Source organism: Streptomyces sp. 840.1, from assembly GCF_003751445.1.
GTDB lineage: Bacteria > Actinomycetota > Actinomycetes > Streptomycetales > Streptomycetaceae > Streptomyces.
Genome location: NZ_RJUU01000002.1, coordinates 536,626 through 551,336 on the forward strand (window position 1 = coordinate 536,626; position 14,711 = coordinate 551,336).

The window sequence follows — 14,711 nt, forward strand, 5'->3', positions numbered from 1 at the left end:
CGGCCCTGGTGCGAAAGACGATCACATGGCATCGTCCGTGAAAGCCGCCTCACGCGCACACCCCAGCACGTGCGCGCGACCCACGCCGACCCGCGTACCCGGAAAGCCAGGAGCCGATCCATGACCTCAGCAGCCGACGAAGCCCCCCTCTGGCAGCCCGGCCCGGACCGCATCGCGACCGCGGCCGTCACCCGCTTCCAGAACTGGGCGGCCGAGCGCCACGGAGCACCGGCCGACGGCGGATACCCAGCGCTGCACCGCTGGTCGGTCGACGAGCTGGACACCTTCTGGCAGGCCGTCGCCGAATGGTTCGACGTACGGTTCTCCACCCCGTACGAGACCGTCATCGGCGACCGCGCCATGCCCGGCGCCCAGTGGTTCCCCGGCACCACCCTCAACTACGCCGAACACGCGCTGCGCGCCGCCGAGGACCCCCTGCGCGCCGACGCGCCCGCCCTGCTCCACGTGGACGAGACCCACACCCAGACGCCCATGTCCTGGTCCGAGCTCCGCCGCCGGGTCGGCTCGCTCGCCGCCGAACTCCGCGCACTGGGCGTCAACCCCGGCGACCGCGTCAGCGGCTACCTCCCCAACATCCCGGAAGCGGTCGTCGCCTTCCTCGCCACCGCCGCCGTCGGAGCCGTCTGGACCTCCTGCGCCCCCGACTTCGGCGCCCGCAGCGTCCTCGACCGCTTCCAGCAGGTCGAACCCGTCGTCCTGTTCACCGTCGACGGCTACCGCTACGGCGGCAAGGAACACCACCGCGCCGACACCGTCGCCGAGCTGCGCCGCGAACTGCCCACCCTGCGCGCCGTCGTCCACATCCCGCTGCTGGGCACCGACGCACCCGACGGCGCCCTGAACTGGTCCGCCCTCACCGCCTCGGACACCGAACCCGTCTTCGAGCAGGTCCCCTTCGACCACCCGCTGTGGGTGCTCTACTCCTCCGGCACCACGGGCCTGCCCAAGGCCATCGTCCAGTCCCAGGGCGGCATCCTGCTCGAACACTTCAAGCAGATCGGCCTGCACTGCGACCTCGGCCCCGAGGACCGCTTCTTCTGGTACACCTCCACCGGCTGGATGATGTGGAACTTCCTCGTCTCCGGCCTCCTCACCGGCACCACACTCGTGCTGTACGACGGAAGCCCCGGCTACCCGGACGTCAGCGCCCAGTGGCGCGTCGCCGAACAGACCGGCGCCACCCTCTTCGGCACCTCCGCCGCCTACGTCATGGCCTGCCGCAAGGCCGGCATCCACCCGGGGCGCGACTTCGACCTCTCCCGGGTCCAGTGCGTCGCCACCACCGGCTCCCCGCTCCCGCCCGACGGGTTCCGCTGGCTCCACGACGAAGTCGCCGACGACCTGTGGATCGCGTCCGTCAGCGGCGGCACCGACGTCTGCAGCTGCTTCGCCGGAGCGGTCCCCACCCTCCCCGTCCACATCGGCGAGCTCCAGGCCCCAGGCCTGGGCACGGACCTCCAGTCCTGGGACCCGGCCGGCAAGCCGCTGACCGGCGAGGTCGGCGAACTCGTCGTCACCAAACCCATGCCGTCCATGCCGATCCGCTTCTGGAACGACCCCGACGGCAGCCGCTACCACGACAGCTACTTCGACGTGTACCCCGGAGTCTGGCGCCACGGGGACTGGATCACGATCACCTCCCGCGGCTCCGTCGTCATCCACGGCCGCTCCGATTCCACCCTGAACCGCCAGGGCGTACGCATGGGCTCCGCCGACATCTACGAAGCGGTCGAACGGCTCCCGCAGATCCGCGAATCGCTCGTCATCGGACTGGAGGAGCCGGACGGCGGGTACTGGATGCCGCTCTTCGTCCACCTCGCCGAGGGCGCCACGCTCGACGACGAACTGCGCGCCGCCATCAAGCGCACCATCCGCGAGAACCTCTCACCGCGCCACGTCCCGGACGAGGTCATCGAGGTCCCCGGCATCCCGCACACCCTCACCGGCAAGCGCATCGAGGTTCCGGTCAAGCGCCTGCTCCAGGGAACGGCCCTGGCCAAGGCCGTCAACCCCGGATCCATCGACAACCTGGAACTCCTCCACTTCTACGAGGAGCTGGCGCGCCGGCGCCGCTGACCGACGGCACTGTCAGTGCCCGTGATTACTCTGAGTGAGCAATGATCGACAGCGCACTGGGGGAATCATGGCGCAGACCAGTAACAAGCAGTCCAGCAACAAGCGGACCGGGAACAGCCGGGCCGGCAGCAAGCGGTCCGCGCCCGGCGGCCGGACCGGCACCACGATGCGACGCTCGCTGCGCCGCGAAGCACCCAGCACCATCGGCCTCCTGACCGATGAACAGGACTTCGCGGCGATGCGGCACTACGCCACCTTCACCTTCGACGACCACTCCGTCTACCTCCAGCAGGTCGAAGGCCTGCTCAAAGCCCTCACCGCGCAGGGCGTGCACACGACGGTCGCACTCTTCGACCCGGAGGAGTACGCGCAGTTCTGCGCCGAATCGGACATCGCGGCCGACTCCCCGGCCAGCCGCAGCCGCTTCACCGCGGAGATCGCGGGGATCGGGGCCACCGTCACCTACACGGGACAGCCGCTCGACGGTCTGATCCCGCTCCTCGTCTCCAGGTCGGTCCGCCGGGCCACCTGGGAGTACGGCACGATGCTCCTGGCCGGCCTGGGGGAGTGCGCCGACTGCGGCCAGGACGTCGGCCGCGCGGCGTTCGACCGGGCGTCCCATCTCCTGTTGCGCGTCCTGGAGTCGGCGGGCCCCGGCACCCATCACCTGGTCTGCAGCACCCCCACGGAGAACGAACAGCTGCTCGCCGCCCTGCACACGGACCGCGACACGACCGGACCCGCCCGCCTCGACTCGGCGGAAGGAGCCGAATTCGTGACCGTCCTCGCCGTCGGCATCGCCCTCGAACGCCGCGGCGGAGTCGTCCTGCGGACGACTGCGCCCGGGGCCCCGGACCGGGTGCACGGCTGGCGGCTGGCACGGGGCGCCCTGGTCCCGCTCACCGCGGGCGAGGTCTTCAGCGCCTACTGCACCGATGCCGACACGGGAGAGCCGGTCTCCCCGGAATCCGGCGTGGAGTACTGCGCGGGCTTCAACATCGGGGCCGATGAGCCGGAGTCCCACCACTGACAGGCCGAAGGGGCTCCCCGCCACCAACGGCGGGAAGCCCCTTCGCGTCATCGTCCGGAACGTCCGGGCGGTGCGGCCCTACTCGCCCGAAAGCACCGCCTGCGCGGCGACCCGCGCCTCCTCGGCGGAGTCCGCCGCACGCGCCGCGGAGGCGGCCCGCTCGCACTGGGCGAACGTGTACTTCGCCAACGTGGTGCGTACATAAGGAATGGAGGCGGCACCCATCGAGAGCGACGTGACTCCAAGACCGGTCAGCACACAGGCGAGCAGCGGGTCGGCGGCAGCCTCACCACAGACGCCGCAGCTCTTGCCCTCGGCCTTGGCAGCGTCGGCGGACATCGCCACCAGATCCAGCAGCGCGGGCTGCCACGGGTCCTGCAGCCGGGACACCGCACCCACCTGACGGTCGGCCGCGAAGGTGTACTGCGCCAGGTCGTTGGTGCCCAGCGACAGGAACTCCACCTCCTGAAGCACCGAACGGGCGCGCAGCGCGGCCGACGGGATCTCGACCATCGCACCGAACTTCGCGTTCAGCCCGGCCTCCCGGCACGCGTCGGCGAACGCCTTGGCGTCCGCGCGGTCCGCGACCATCGGGGCCATGACCTCGAGATAGACGGGCAGCCCCTCGGCCGCCTTCGACAGCGCGGTCAGCTGGGTCCGCAGCACATCGGGGTGGTCCAGCAGACTGCGCAGCCCGCGCACACCCAGTGCGGGGTTCGGCTCGTCCGCCGGAGTCAGGAAGTCCAGCGGCTTGTCCGCCCCGGCATCCAGTACCCGCACCACGACACGTCCCTCGGGGAACGCCTCGAGCACCGCGCGGTACGCCGTGATCTGCTTCTCCTCGGACGGCGCCTGCTTGCTGTCGTCGAGGAAGAGGAACTCGGTGCGGAACAGGCCCACACCCTCGGCGCCCGCCTCGAGGGCCGCCGGCACGTCGCCGGGCCCGCCGACGTTGGCGAGCAGCGGCACCTTGTGACCGTCGGACGTCGCGCCGGGACCGGTCGACTTGGACAACGCGGCCTTCCGTTCGGCGGCGGCGCTCTCCATCTCCGACCGCTTCTCCGCGCTCGGCTCGACGAAGATCTCGCCGGTGCTGCCGTCCACCGCGATGACGGTGCCCTCGGCCAGCTCACCCGCGCCGGGGAGTGCCACAACGGCGGGCACACCGAGCGCCCGCGCCAGGATGGCGCTGTGGCTGGTCGGTCCGCCCTCCTCGGTGACGAAGCCGAGCACCAGAGCCGGGTCGAGGAGAGCCGTGTCGGCGGGGGCCAGGTCCCGTGCGATCAGCACGTAGGGCTCGTCGCTGTCCGGCACACCCGGCATCGGCACACCGAGCAGCCGGGCCACGATCCGGTTGCGCACGTCGTCGAGGTCGGCGACCCGCCCCGCCAGGTACTCTCCGGCACCCGCCAGCAGCGCGCGGTAGGAGGCGAACGCGTCGTACACGCCGCGCTCGGCGGTGCTGCCGACAGCGATGCGCCGGTCGACATCGGCCATCAGCTCGGGGTCCTGGGCCATCATGGCCTGGGCCTCCAGCACGTGCTGGGCCTCGCCACCGGCCAGGTTGCCGCGAGCGACGAGGTCGGCCGCCACCGCCTCCACGGCCTGCCGCGCCCGTCCCTGCTCGCGCTCAGCCTCTTCGGCCGGGATCTGCTTGGCCGGCGGTTCGAGCACTGCCGTGCCCATGTGCCGTACCTCGCCGATCGCCACACCGTGGCTCACGCCTACGCCCCGCAGCGTTGTCTCCATTTCACCTGTCTCCGATTGTGCGGTGGTCGATGCCGCCGCGTTGGTTATCCGGTCGGCTGTCACTGCGCCGAACGCATTACTGCCAGCCGAACAGTGCGTCGCCGACTTTGACCTCGCCGCTCTCGATGACGTCGGAGAGCGAGTCGGGCGTCGCCTCCAGTGCCACGACGGGGCAGATCGGGGACTTGCCGGCTGCCTCGACGGCGCTCGGGTCCCAACGCACGATGCTCTGGCCGCGAGTGACGGTGTCACCCTTGTTCACCAGGAGTTCGAAGCCCTCACCATTGAGCTGGACGGTGTCGATACCGAGGTGGGTGAGAACCCCGTGTCCCTCGCCGTCCACGACCACGAAGGCGTGGGGGTGCAGGGAGACGACGATTCCGTCGACCGGCGACACGGCTTCCGACGGCTCGCGTACGGGGTCGATGGCGGTGCCGGGACCGACCATCGCACCGGAGAAGACCGGGTCGGGTACCGCAGCGAGCCCGATGGCGCGTCCGGCAAGAGGGGACGTCACAGTGGTCATGGGGGGAGCCTCCCAGAGTGGAGCTTCAATGGCGCCGCCGCGGCCTGTAGGACGGCGGCGTACTGCTCAGCAGAGTAAGTCATGAGAAGTCCCGGTTCCGCCTGAGTCCTGGCGGTTCGAGGACCTAGGGGTGCACCGGAAACGATTTGCCTCGTCTCCCGGCAGCCTGTACTGTCGTACTCCTGCCTGACCCCAACGCGACATTGAGTCGGGGGTCGGCGGCGACTAATTAGCCCAAACCCTAACCCGAGATCGGCACCGGCATGTCTGCTGGGCCTTGGTCAAAGGGACAGGAAAGGCCTGATAGAGTCGGACTCGCCGGAAAGGGAAACGCGAAAGCGAAGAACTGGAAAGCGGAAATGCGAGGCCCGCTTCGACCGGGAATCGGACACGAAAGAGTCTGATAGAGTCGGAAACGCAAGACCGAAGGGAAGCGCCCGGAGGAAAGTCGCAGAAAATGTTCTGCGGTGAGTACAAAGGAAGCGTCCGTTCCTTGAGAACTCAACAGCGTGCCAAAAGTCAACGCCAGATACGTTGATACCCCGACCTACTTCGGTAGGTTCGAGGTTCCTTTGAAAGTCCTGGCAGACCACACTAGTGGTTCTACCAGGCAATGCACATAGCGAGGACATAGTGAACAGTCGGTCTTATTCCGACTCGACTGTTCCGCTCTCGTGGTGTGGTCCCGATTACGGGAAAACATTCACGGAGAGTTTGATCCTGGCTCAGGACGAACGCTGGCGGCGTGCTTAACACATGCAAGTCGAACGATGAAGCCCTTCGGGGTGGATTAGTGGCGAACGGGTGAGTAACACGTGGGCAATCTGCCCTTCACTCTGGGACAAGCCCTGGAAACGGGGTCTAATACCGGATAATACTTTCCCTCTCATGGGGGAAGGTTAAAAGCTCCGGCGGTGAAGGATGAGCCCGCGGCCTATCAGCTAGTTGGTGGGGTAATGGCCTACCAAGGCGACGACGGGTAGCCGGCCTGAGAGGGCGACCGGCCACACTGGGACTGAGACACGGCCCAGACTCCTACGGGAGGCAGCAGTGGGGAATATTGCACAATGGGCGAAAGCCTGATGCAGCGACGCCGCGTGAGGGATGACGGCCTTCGGGTTGTAAACCTCTTTCAGCAGGGAAGAAGCGAAAGTGACGGTACCTGCAGAAGAAGCGCCGGCTAACTACGTGCCAGCAGCCGCGGTAATACGTAGGGCGCAAGCGTTGTCCGGAATTATTGGGCGTAAAGAGCTCGTAGGCGGCTTGTTGCGTCGGTTGTGAAAGCCCGGGGCTTAACCCCGGGTCTGCAGTCGATACGGGCAGGCTAGAGTGTGGTAGGGGAGATCGGAATTCCTGGTGTAGCGGTGAAATGCGCAGATATCAGGAGGAACACCGGTGGCGAAGGCGGATCTCTGGGCCATTACTGACGCTGAGGAGCGAAAGCGTGGGGAGCGAACAGGATTAGATACCCTGGTAGTCCACGCCGTAAACGTTGGGAACTAGGTGTTGGCGACATTCCACGTCGTCGGTGCCGCAGCTAACGCATTAAGTTCCCCGCCTGGGGAGTACGGCCGCAAGGCTAAAACTCAAAGGAATTGACGGGGGCCCGCACAAGCAGCGGAGCATGTGGCTTAATTCGACGCAACGCGAAGAACCTTACCAAGGCTTGACATATACCGGAAAGCATCAGAGATGGTGCCCCCCTTGTGGTCGGTATACAGGTGGTGCATGGCTGTCGTCAGCTCGTGTCGTGAGATGTTGGGTTAAGTCCCGCAACGAGCGCAACCCTTGTTCTGTGTTGCCAGCATGCCCTTCGGGGTGATGGGGACTCACAGGAGACTGCCGGGGTCAACTCGGAGGAAGGTGGGGACGACGTCAAGTCATCATGCCCCTTATGTCTTGGGCTGCACACGTGCTACAATGGCCGGTACAATGAGCTGCGATGCCGCGAGGCGGAGCGAATCTCAAAAAGCCGGTCTCAGTTCGGATTGGGGTCTGCAACTCGACCCCATGAAGTCGGAGTTGCTAGTAATCGCAGATCAGCATTGCTGCGGTGAATACGTTCCCGGGCCTTGTACACACCGCCCGTCACGTCACGAAAGTCGGTAACACCCGAAGCCGGTGGCCCAACCCCTTGTGGGAGGGAGCTGTCGAAGGTGGGACTGGCGATTGGGACGAAGTCGTAACAAGGTAGCCGTACCGGAAGGTGCGGCTGGATCACCTCCTTTCTAAGGAGCACTTCTTACCAGGGTCTACGGGCTTTGGTCAGAGGCCAGTACACCGGCGAATGTTCGGTGCTGGTTGCTCATGGGTGGAACGTTGACTATTCGGCACGGTTGGCTGGTTTTCGTGAGTACTGCTTCGGCGTGGAAAATGGGAATTGGTTGATCGGGTCGGGCACGCTGTTGGGTATCTGAAGGTACGGCCGTCATGGTCGTCCTTCGGTTGCCGGCCCCAGTGAACTCGCCCGGTAAGGGTGGGGTGATGGGTGGCTGGTCGTTGTTTGAGAACTGCACAGTGGACGCGAGCATCTGTGGCCAAGTTTTTAAGGGCGCACGGTGGATGCCTTGGCACCAGGAACCGATGAAGGACGTGGGAGGCCACGATAGGCCCCGGGGAGCTGTCAACCAAGCTTTGATCCGGGGGTGTCCGAATGGGGAAACCCGGCAGTCGTCATGGGCTGTCACCCGCTGCTGAACACATAGGCAGTGTGGAGGGAACGAGGGGAAGTGAAACATCTCAGTACCCTCAGGAAGAGAAAACAACCGTGATTCCGGGAGTAGTGGCGAGCGAAACTGGATCAGGCCAAACCGTATGCGTGTGATACCCGGCAGGGGTTGCGCATGCGGGGTTGTGGGATCTCTTTTTCACGGTCTGCCGGCTGTGAGACGAGTCAGAAACCGTTGATGTAGGCGAAGGACATGCGAAAGGTCCGGCGTAGAGGGTAAGACCCCCGTAGCTGAAACATTAACGGCTCGTTTAAGAGACACCCAAGTAGCACGGGGCCCGAGAAATCCCGTGTGAATCTGGCGGGACCACCCGTTAAGCCTAAATATTCCCTGGTGACCGATAGCGGATAGTACCGTGAGGGAATGGTGAAAAGTACCGCGGGAGCGGAGTGAAATAGTACCTGAAACCGTGTGCCTACAAGCCGTGGGAGCGTCGCGCGCCGAGTTTACTCGGTGCGTCGTGACTGCGTGCCTTTTGAAGAATGAGCCTGCGAGTTTGCGGTGTGTTGCGAGGTTAACCCGTGTGGGGAAGCCGTAGCGAAAGCGAGTCCGAATAGGGCGATTTAGTAGCGCGCTCAAGACCCGAAGCGGAGTGATCTAGCCATGGGCAGGTTGAAGCGGAGGTAAGACTTCGTGGAGGACCGAACCCACCAGGGTTGAAAACCTGGGGGATGACCTGTGGTTAGGGGTGAAAGGCCAATCAAACTCCGTGATAGCTGGTTCTCCCCGAAATGCATTTAGGTGCAGCGTCGTGTGTTTCTTGCCGGAGGTAGAGCACTGGATAGGCGATGGGCCCTACCGGGTTACTGACCTTAGCCAAACTCCGAATGCCGGTAAGTGAGAGCACGGCAGTGAGACTGTGGGGGATAAGCTCCATGGTCGAGAGGGAAACAGCCCAGAGCATCGACTAAGGCCCCTAAGCGTACGCTAAGTGGGAAAGGATGTGGAGTCGCAGAGACAACCAGGAGGTTGGCTTAGAAGCAGCCACCCTTGAAAGAGTGCGTAATAGCTCACTGGTCAAGTGATTCCGCGCCGACAATGTAGCGGGGCTCAAGCGTACCGCCGAAGTCGTGTCATTCACACATATAGGGCCAACGCCTGTGTGGATGGGTAGGGGAGCGTCGTGTGCCGGGTGAAGCAGCCGCGGAAGCGAGTTGTGGACGGTTCACGAGTGAGAATGCAGGCATGAGTAGCGATACACACGTGAGAAACGTGTGCGCCGATTGACTAAGGGTTCCTGGGTCAAGCTGATCTGCCCAGGGTAAGTCGGGACCTAAGGCGAGGCCGACAGGCGTAGTCGATGGACAACCGGTTGATATTCCGGTACCCGCTTTGAAACGCCCAATACTGAATCAGGCGATGCTAAGTCCGTGAAGCCGGCCCGATCTCTTCGGAGTTGAGGGTAGTGGTGGAGCCGACGAACCAGACTTGTACTAGGTAAGCGATGGGGTGACGCAGGAAGGTAGTCCAACCCGGGCGGTGGTAGTTCCCGGGGTAAGGGTGTAGGCCGTGTGGTAGGTAAATCCGTCACACATTGAGGCTGAGACCTGATGCCGAGCCGATTGTGGTGAAGTGGATGATCCTATGCTGTCGAGAAAAGCCTCTAGCGAGTTTCATGGCGGCCCGTACCCTAAACCGACTCAGGTGGTCAGGTAGAGAATACCGAGGCGTTCGGGTGAACTATGGTTAAGGAACTCGGCAAAATGCCCCCGTAACTTCGGGAGAAGGGGGGCCATCACTGGTGATCGGATTTACTCCGTGAGCTGGGGGTGGCCGCAGAGACCAGCGAGAAGCGACTGTTTACTAAAAACACAGGTCCGTGCGAAGCCGTAAGGCGATGTATACGGACTGACGCCTGCCCGGTGCTGGAACGTTAAGGGGACCGGTTAGCTGACTTTCGGGTCGGCGAAGCTGAGAACTTAAGCGCCAGTAAACGGCGGTGGTAACTATAACCATCCTAAGGTAGCGAAATTCCTTGTCGGGTAAGTTCCGACCTGCACGAATGGCGTAACGACTTCTCGACTGTCTCAACCATAGGCCCGGTGAAATTGCACTACGAGTAAAGATGCTCGTTTCGCGCAGCAGGACGGAAAGACCCCGGGACCTTTACTATAGTTTGATATTGGTGTTCGGTTCGGCTTGTGTAGGATAGGTGGGAGACTTTGAAGCGGCCACGCCAGTGGTTGTGGAGTCGTCGTTGAAATACCACTCTGGTCGTGCTGGATGTCTAACCTGGGTCCGTGATCCGGATCAGGGACAGTGTCTGATGGGTAGTTTAACTGGGGCGGTTGCCTCCTAAAGAGTAACGGAGGCGCCCAAAGGTTCCCTCAGCCTGGTTGGCAATCAGGTGTTGAGTGTAAGTGCACAAGGGAGCTTGACTGTGAGACCGACGGGTCGAGCAGGGACGAAAGTCGGGACTAGTGATCCGGCAGTGGCTTGTGGAAGCGCTGTCGCTCAACGGATAAAAGGTACCCCGGGGATAACAGGCTGATCTTCCCCAAGAGTCCATATCGACGGGATGGTTTGGCACCTCGATGTCGGCTCGTCGCATCCTGGGGCTGGAGTCGGTCCCAAGGGTTGGGCTGTTCGCCCATTAAAGCGGTACGCGAGCTGGGTTTAGAACGTCGTGAGACAGTTCGGTCCCTATCCGCTGTGCGCGTAGGAATATTGAGAAGGGCTGTCCCTAGTACGAGAGGACCGGGACGGACGAACCTCTGGTGTGCCAGTTGTCCTGCCAAGGGCATGGCTGGTTGGCTACGTTCGGAAAGGATAACCGCTGAAAGCATCTAAGCGGGAAGCCTGCTTCGAGATGAGTATTCCCACCCTCTTGAAGGGTTAAGGCTCCCAGTAGACGACTGGGTTGATAGGCCAGATGTGGAAGCCCGGTAACGGGTGGAGCTGACTGGTACTAATAGGCCGAGGGCTTGTCCTCAGTTGCTCGCGTCCACTGTGTTAGTTCTGAAATAACGAACGGCCGTGTTGTGTTCCGGTGTTGGTTAATTTCATAGTGTTTCGGTGGTCATTGCGTTAGGGAAACGCCCGGTTACATTCCGAACCCGGAAGCTAAGCCTTTCAGCGCCGATGGTACTGCAGGGGGGACCCTGTGGGAGAGTAGGACGCCGCCGAACTCCTTTTAATAGTTAAGCCCCGTGCCCTTGTGGCACGGGGCTTTTCTGCGTTCCCGACAGCTTTCGTGCACCCCCGTGCACCCGCCGGCCGCCCCTGAGGGTAGGGTCAGGAAGCATCATTGGCACGTTCTTCACAGGAGGCCCCCGGGTGGAGGTCCAGGAGACTCGCGTTCAGACGAACCGGGTACTCACCATCCCCAACATCCTCAGCATGGCCCGCCTCGTCGGCGTGCCTGTCTTCCTGTGGCTGATTCTCCGCCCCGAGTTCGGCGGGCCCAAGAGCGACGGCTGGGCGTTGCTCGTGCTGATGTTCAGCGGTGTCAGCGACTACCTCGACGGAAAGCTGGCCCGTCGTTGGAACCAGATCAGCAGCCTCGGACGACTACTCGACCCGGCCGCTGACCGCCTCTACATTCTTTCGACCCTTGTCGGGCTGACCTGGCGGGAGATTCTTCCGCTCTGGCTCACCGCAGCCCTTCTCGCGCGCGAGCTGATGCTTCTCGTGATGGTGGGAATCCTGCGCCGTCACGGCTATCCACCGCCCCAGGTGAACTTCCTGGGCAAGGCGGCCACGTTCAATCTGATGTACGCGTTCCCCTTGTTGCTGCTCAGCGACGGAGATGGTTGGCTTGCAGGACTGGCCACTGTTTTCGGATGGGCGTTCGCAGCATGGGGTACAACCCTCTACTGGTGGGCAGGGATCCTCTACGTGGTTCAGGTCCGCCGGCTTGTCAAGGCGGATGCAGTAGCCGACTGAGCCTGTTGATGCGGTGCCGCGCAGCGTGGCCGGCCCGCGGCTGATGACACAGAAGCTGCCCTGACGGGTGAAGTCGGCTAGACCGTCGTCTCTTCGAGGAGGACGTTTCCGACATGAAGGCCGTCGTGATGGCTGGTGGTGAAGGCACTCGCCTTCGCCCCATGACCTCAAGCATGCCCAAACCGCTCCTGCCCGTAGCCAATCGGCCGATCATGGAGCATGTGCTCCGGCTGCTCAAGCGGCACGGGCTCAGTGAGACGGTTGTGACCGTCCAGTTTCTCGCGTCCCTGGTGAAGAACTACTTCGGGGACGGCGAAGAGCTCGGAATGGAGCTCAGCTACGCCAACGAGGAGAAACCGCTCGGCACCGCGGGCAGTGTGAAAAATGCCGAAGAGGCATTGAAGGACGACACCTTCCTCGTCATCTCCGGTGACGCTCTCACCGACTTCGATCTCACCGACCTCATCGCCTTCCACAAGGAAAAGGGCGGCCTCGTCACGGTCTGCCTCACCCGTGTGCCGAATCCGCTGGAATTCGGCATCACGATCGTGGACGAGGCGGGCCAGGTCGAGCGGTTCCTGGAGAAGCCCACCTGGGGACAGGTCTTCTCGGACACCGTCAACACGGGCATCTACGTAATGGAGCCCGAGGTCTTCAACTACGTCGAGGCCGACGTTTCCGTGGACTGGTCCGGAGACGTGTTCCCTCAGCTCATGAAGGAAGGCAAGCCCATCTACGGCTATGTCGCCGAGGGCTACTGGGAGGACGTGGGCACGCACGAGAGCTACGTCAAGGCCCAGGCCGACGTCCTCGAGCGCAAGGTCGACGTGGAGATCGACGGCTTCGAGATCTCGCCCGGTGTATGGGTGGCCGAAGGCGCCGAGGTGCACCCTGACGCCGTGCTCCGGGGCCCGCTGTACATCGGTGACTACGCCAAGGTCGAGGCAGGCGTCGAGATCCGTGAACACACCGTCATCGGTTCGAACGTCGTCGTGAAGAGCGGGGCGTTCCTGCACAAGGCCGTGGTGCACGACAACGTGTACATCGGTGATCACAGCAATCTGCGCGGCTGCGTCATCGGCAAGAACACCGACATCATGCGCGCGGCCCGCATCGAGGACGGCGCGGTCATCGGCGACGAATGCCTCGTCGGCGAGGAATCGATCATCCAGGGCAACGTCCGCGTCTACCCCTTCAAAACCATCGAAGCCGGCGCCTTCGTCAACACCTCGGTGATCTGGGAGTCGCGCGGACAGGCCCACCTCTTCGGAGCACGCGGCGTCTCCGGGATCCTGAACGTCGAGATCACGCCGGAACTGGCGGTCAGGCTGGCCGGCGCTTACGCCACGACGCTGAAGAAGGGATCCACGGTCACCACCGCGCGTGACCACTCCCGGGGCGCCCGAGCGCTGAAGCGTGCGGTGATCTCGGCGCTCCAGGCCAGCGCCATCGACGTCCGCGACCTGGAGAACGTACCGCTGCCCGTGGCCCGCCAGCAGACCGCACGCGGCAGCGCCGGCGGCATCATGATCCGGACGTCGCCGGGCGTCCCCGACTCCGTCGACATCATGTTCTTCGACGCGAGCGGCGCCGACCTCTCGCAGGCGCAGCAGCGCAAGCTGGACCGCGTCTACGCCCGGCAGGAATACCGCCGGGCCTTCCCCGGGGAGATCGGGGACCTGCACTTCCCGTCCAGCGTCTTCGACTCCTACACCGGGTCGCTGCTGCGTAATGTGGACACCGCCGGAATCGCCGACGCCGGGCTCAAGGTCGTCGTGGACGCCTCCAACGGCAGCGCCGGGCTTGTTCTGCCCAGCCTGCTGGGACGGCTCGGCGTGGACGCGCTGACCATCAACCCGGGACTCGACGAATCGCGCCCCACCGAGTCCGCCGAAGCCCGGCGGTCCGGGCTCGTGCGACTCGGGGAGATCGTCTCCTCGGCCAGGGCAGCCTTCGGCATCCGGTTCGACCCGGTCGGTGAACGCCTCTCCCTCGTCGACGAGCGCGGGCGGATCATCGAGGACGACCGGGCGCTCCTGGTCATGCTCGACCTCGTCGCCGCCGAGCGGCGCAGCGGCCGGGTGGCGCTGCCGGTGACCACCACCCGTATCGCCGAGCAGGTGGCCGCGTACCACGGCACCCAGGTCGAGTGGACGACGACCTCGCCCGACGACCTGACCCGGGTCGGACGCGAGGAAGGCACCATCTTCGGTGGAGACGGGCGCGGCGGCTTCATCGTTCCCGAATTCAGCAGCGTCTTCGACGGTTCGGCCGCGTTCGTACGGCTGATCGGCCTGGTGGCCAGGACCCAGCTCACCCTCAGCCAGATCGACGCACGTATCCCGCGTGCCCATGTTCTGCGCCGCGATGTGGCGACCCCGTGGGCCGTCAAGGGGCTGGTGATGCGCCGCGTCGTCGAGGCCGCCGGAGACCGTGATGTCGATACGACGGACGGCGTGCGGGTCGTCGAGGCGGACGGACGCTGGGTGATGGTGCTGCCCGACCGGGCGGAAGCGGTCACCCATCTGTGGGCCGAGGGGCCGGACGACGCCTCGGCGCAGGCTCTTCTGGACGAGTGGTCGACGATCGTCGAGAGCGCGGGCGACTGAGCCGTCAGGCCGCGGCGACTGCGGAGCAACGCTGTCGCCGCGGCCGGACCGTCCGCCTTCCGGCGGTCCGCCGGAACGAGCCGCCC

6 protein-coding genes and 3 rRNA genes are annotated in these 14,711 nt (G+C 64.3%); 7 read left to right on the plus strand and 2 right to left on the minus strand.

The window, feature by feature from the left end:
• The first annotated feature begins 120 nt into the window (after window positions 1-120).
• Both EDD93_RS28740 and EDD93_RS28745 read left to right on the plus strand, forming a co-directional pair.
• Window positions 121-2,097 (plus strand): acetoacetate--CoA ligase, encoded by a 1,977-nt coding sequence (locus EDD93_RS28740; RefSeq protein ID WP_123528404.1) that lies wholly within the window; start codon window positions 121-123, stop codon window positions 2,095-2,097.
• A gap of 166 nt (window positions 2,098-2,263) precedes the next feature.
• Window positions 2,264-3,127 (plus strand): hypothetical protein, encoded by an 864-nt coding sequence (locus tag EDD93_RS28745; RefSeq protein ID WP_398905859.1) that lies wholly within the window; start codon window positions 2,264-2,266, stop codon window positions 3,125-3,127.
• 78 nt (window positions 3,128-3,205) lie between these two features.
• Here the strand turns inward: EDD93_RS28745 and ptsP are convergent, their stop codons facing one another.
• Together ptsP and EDD93_RS28755 are read right to left on the minus strand one after the other, a co-directional pair.
• A complete protein-coding gene (ptsP, locus tag EDD93_RS28750; protein WP_123528406.1) occupies window positions 3,206-4,876 on the minus strand; it encodes a phosphoenolpyruvate--protein phosphotransferase in 1,671 nt (556 codons plus the stop codon).
• A 76-nt stretch (window positions 4,877-4,952) separates the two neighbouring features.
• A complete protein-coding gene (locus tag EDD93_RS28755) occupies window positions 4,953-5,402 on the minus strand; it encodes a PTS glucose transporter subunit IIA (protein WP_123528407.1) in 450 nt (149 codons plus the stop codon).
• A gap of 702 nt (window positions 5,403-6,104) precedes the next feature.
• On the opposite strand from EDD93_RS28755, the gene EDD93_RS28765 reads away from it, so the two are divergent.
• The 5 genes from EDD93_RS28765 to EDD93_RS28785 all read left to right on the plus strand — a co-directional run bounded on the left by EDD93_RS28765 (window position 6,105) and on the right by EDD93_RS28785 (window position 14,625).
• A 16S ribosomal RNA gene (locus EDD93_RS28765) occupies window positions 6,105-7,630 on the plus strand.
• Window positions 7,631-7,937: 307 nt separating this feature from the next.
• Window positions 7,938-11,063: ribosomal RNA gene (locus tag EDD93_RS28770) — 23S ribosomal RNA — on the plus strand.
• Window positions 11,064-11,142: 79 nt separating this feature from the next.
• Window positions 11,143-11,259, plus strand: a 5S ribosomal RNA gene (gene rrf, locus EDD93_RS28775).
• The 16S, 23S and 5S rRNA genes sit together here, the layout of an rRNA operon.
• A gap of 148 nt (window positions 11,260-11,407) precedes the next feature.
• Window positions 11,408-12,016 carry a CDP-alcohol phosphatidyltransferase family protein gene (locus EDD93_RS28780; RefSeq protein WP_123528408.1) on the plus strand — a complete coding sequence of 203 codons (609 nt, stop codon included), beginning with the start codon at window positions 11,408-11,410 and terminating at the stop codon, window positions 12,014-12,016.
• 113 nt (window positions 12,017-12,129) lie between these two features.
• Window positions 12,130-14,625 (plus strand): mannose-1-phosphate guanyltransferase, encoded by a 2,496-nt coding sequence (locus EDD93_RS28785; protein ID WP_123528409.1) that lies wholly within the window; start codon window positions 12,130-12,132, stop codon window positions 14,623-14,625.
• The last annotated feature ends 86 nt before the right edge of the window (window positions 14,626-14,711 follow it).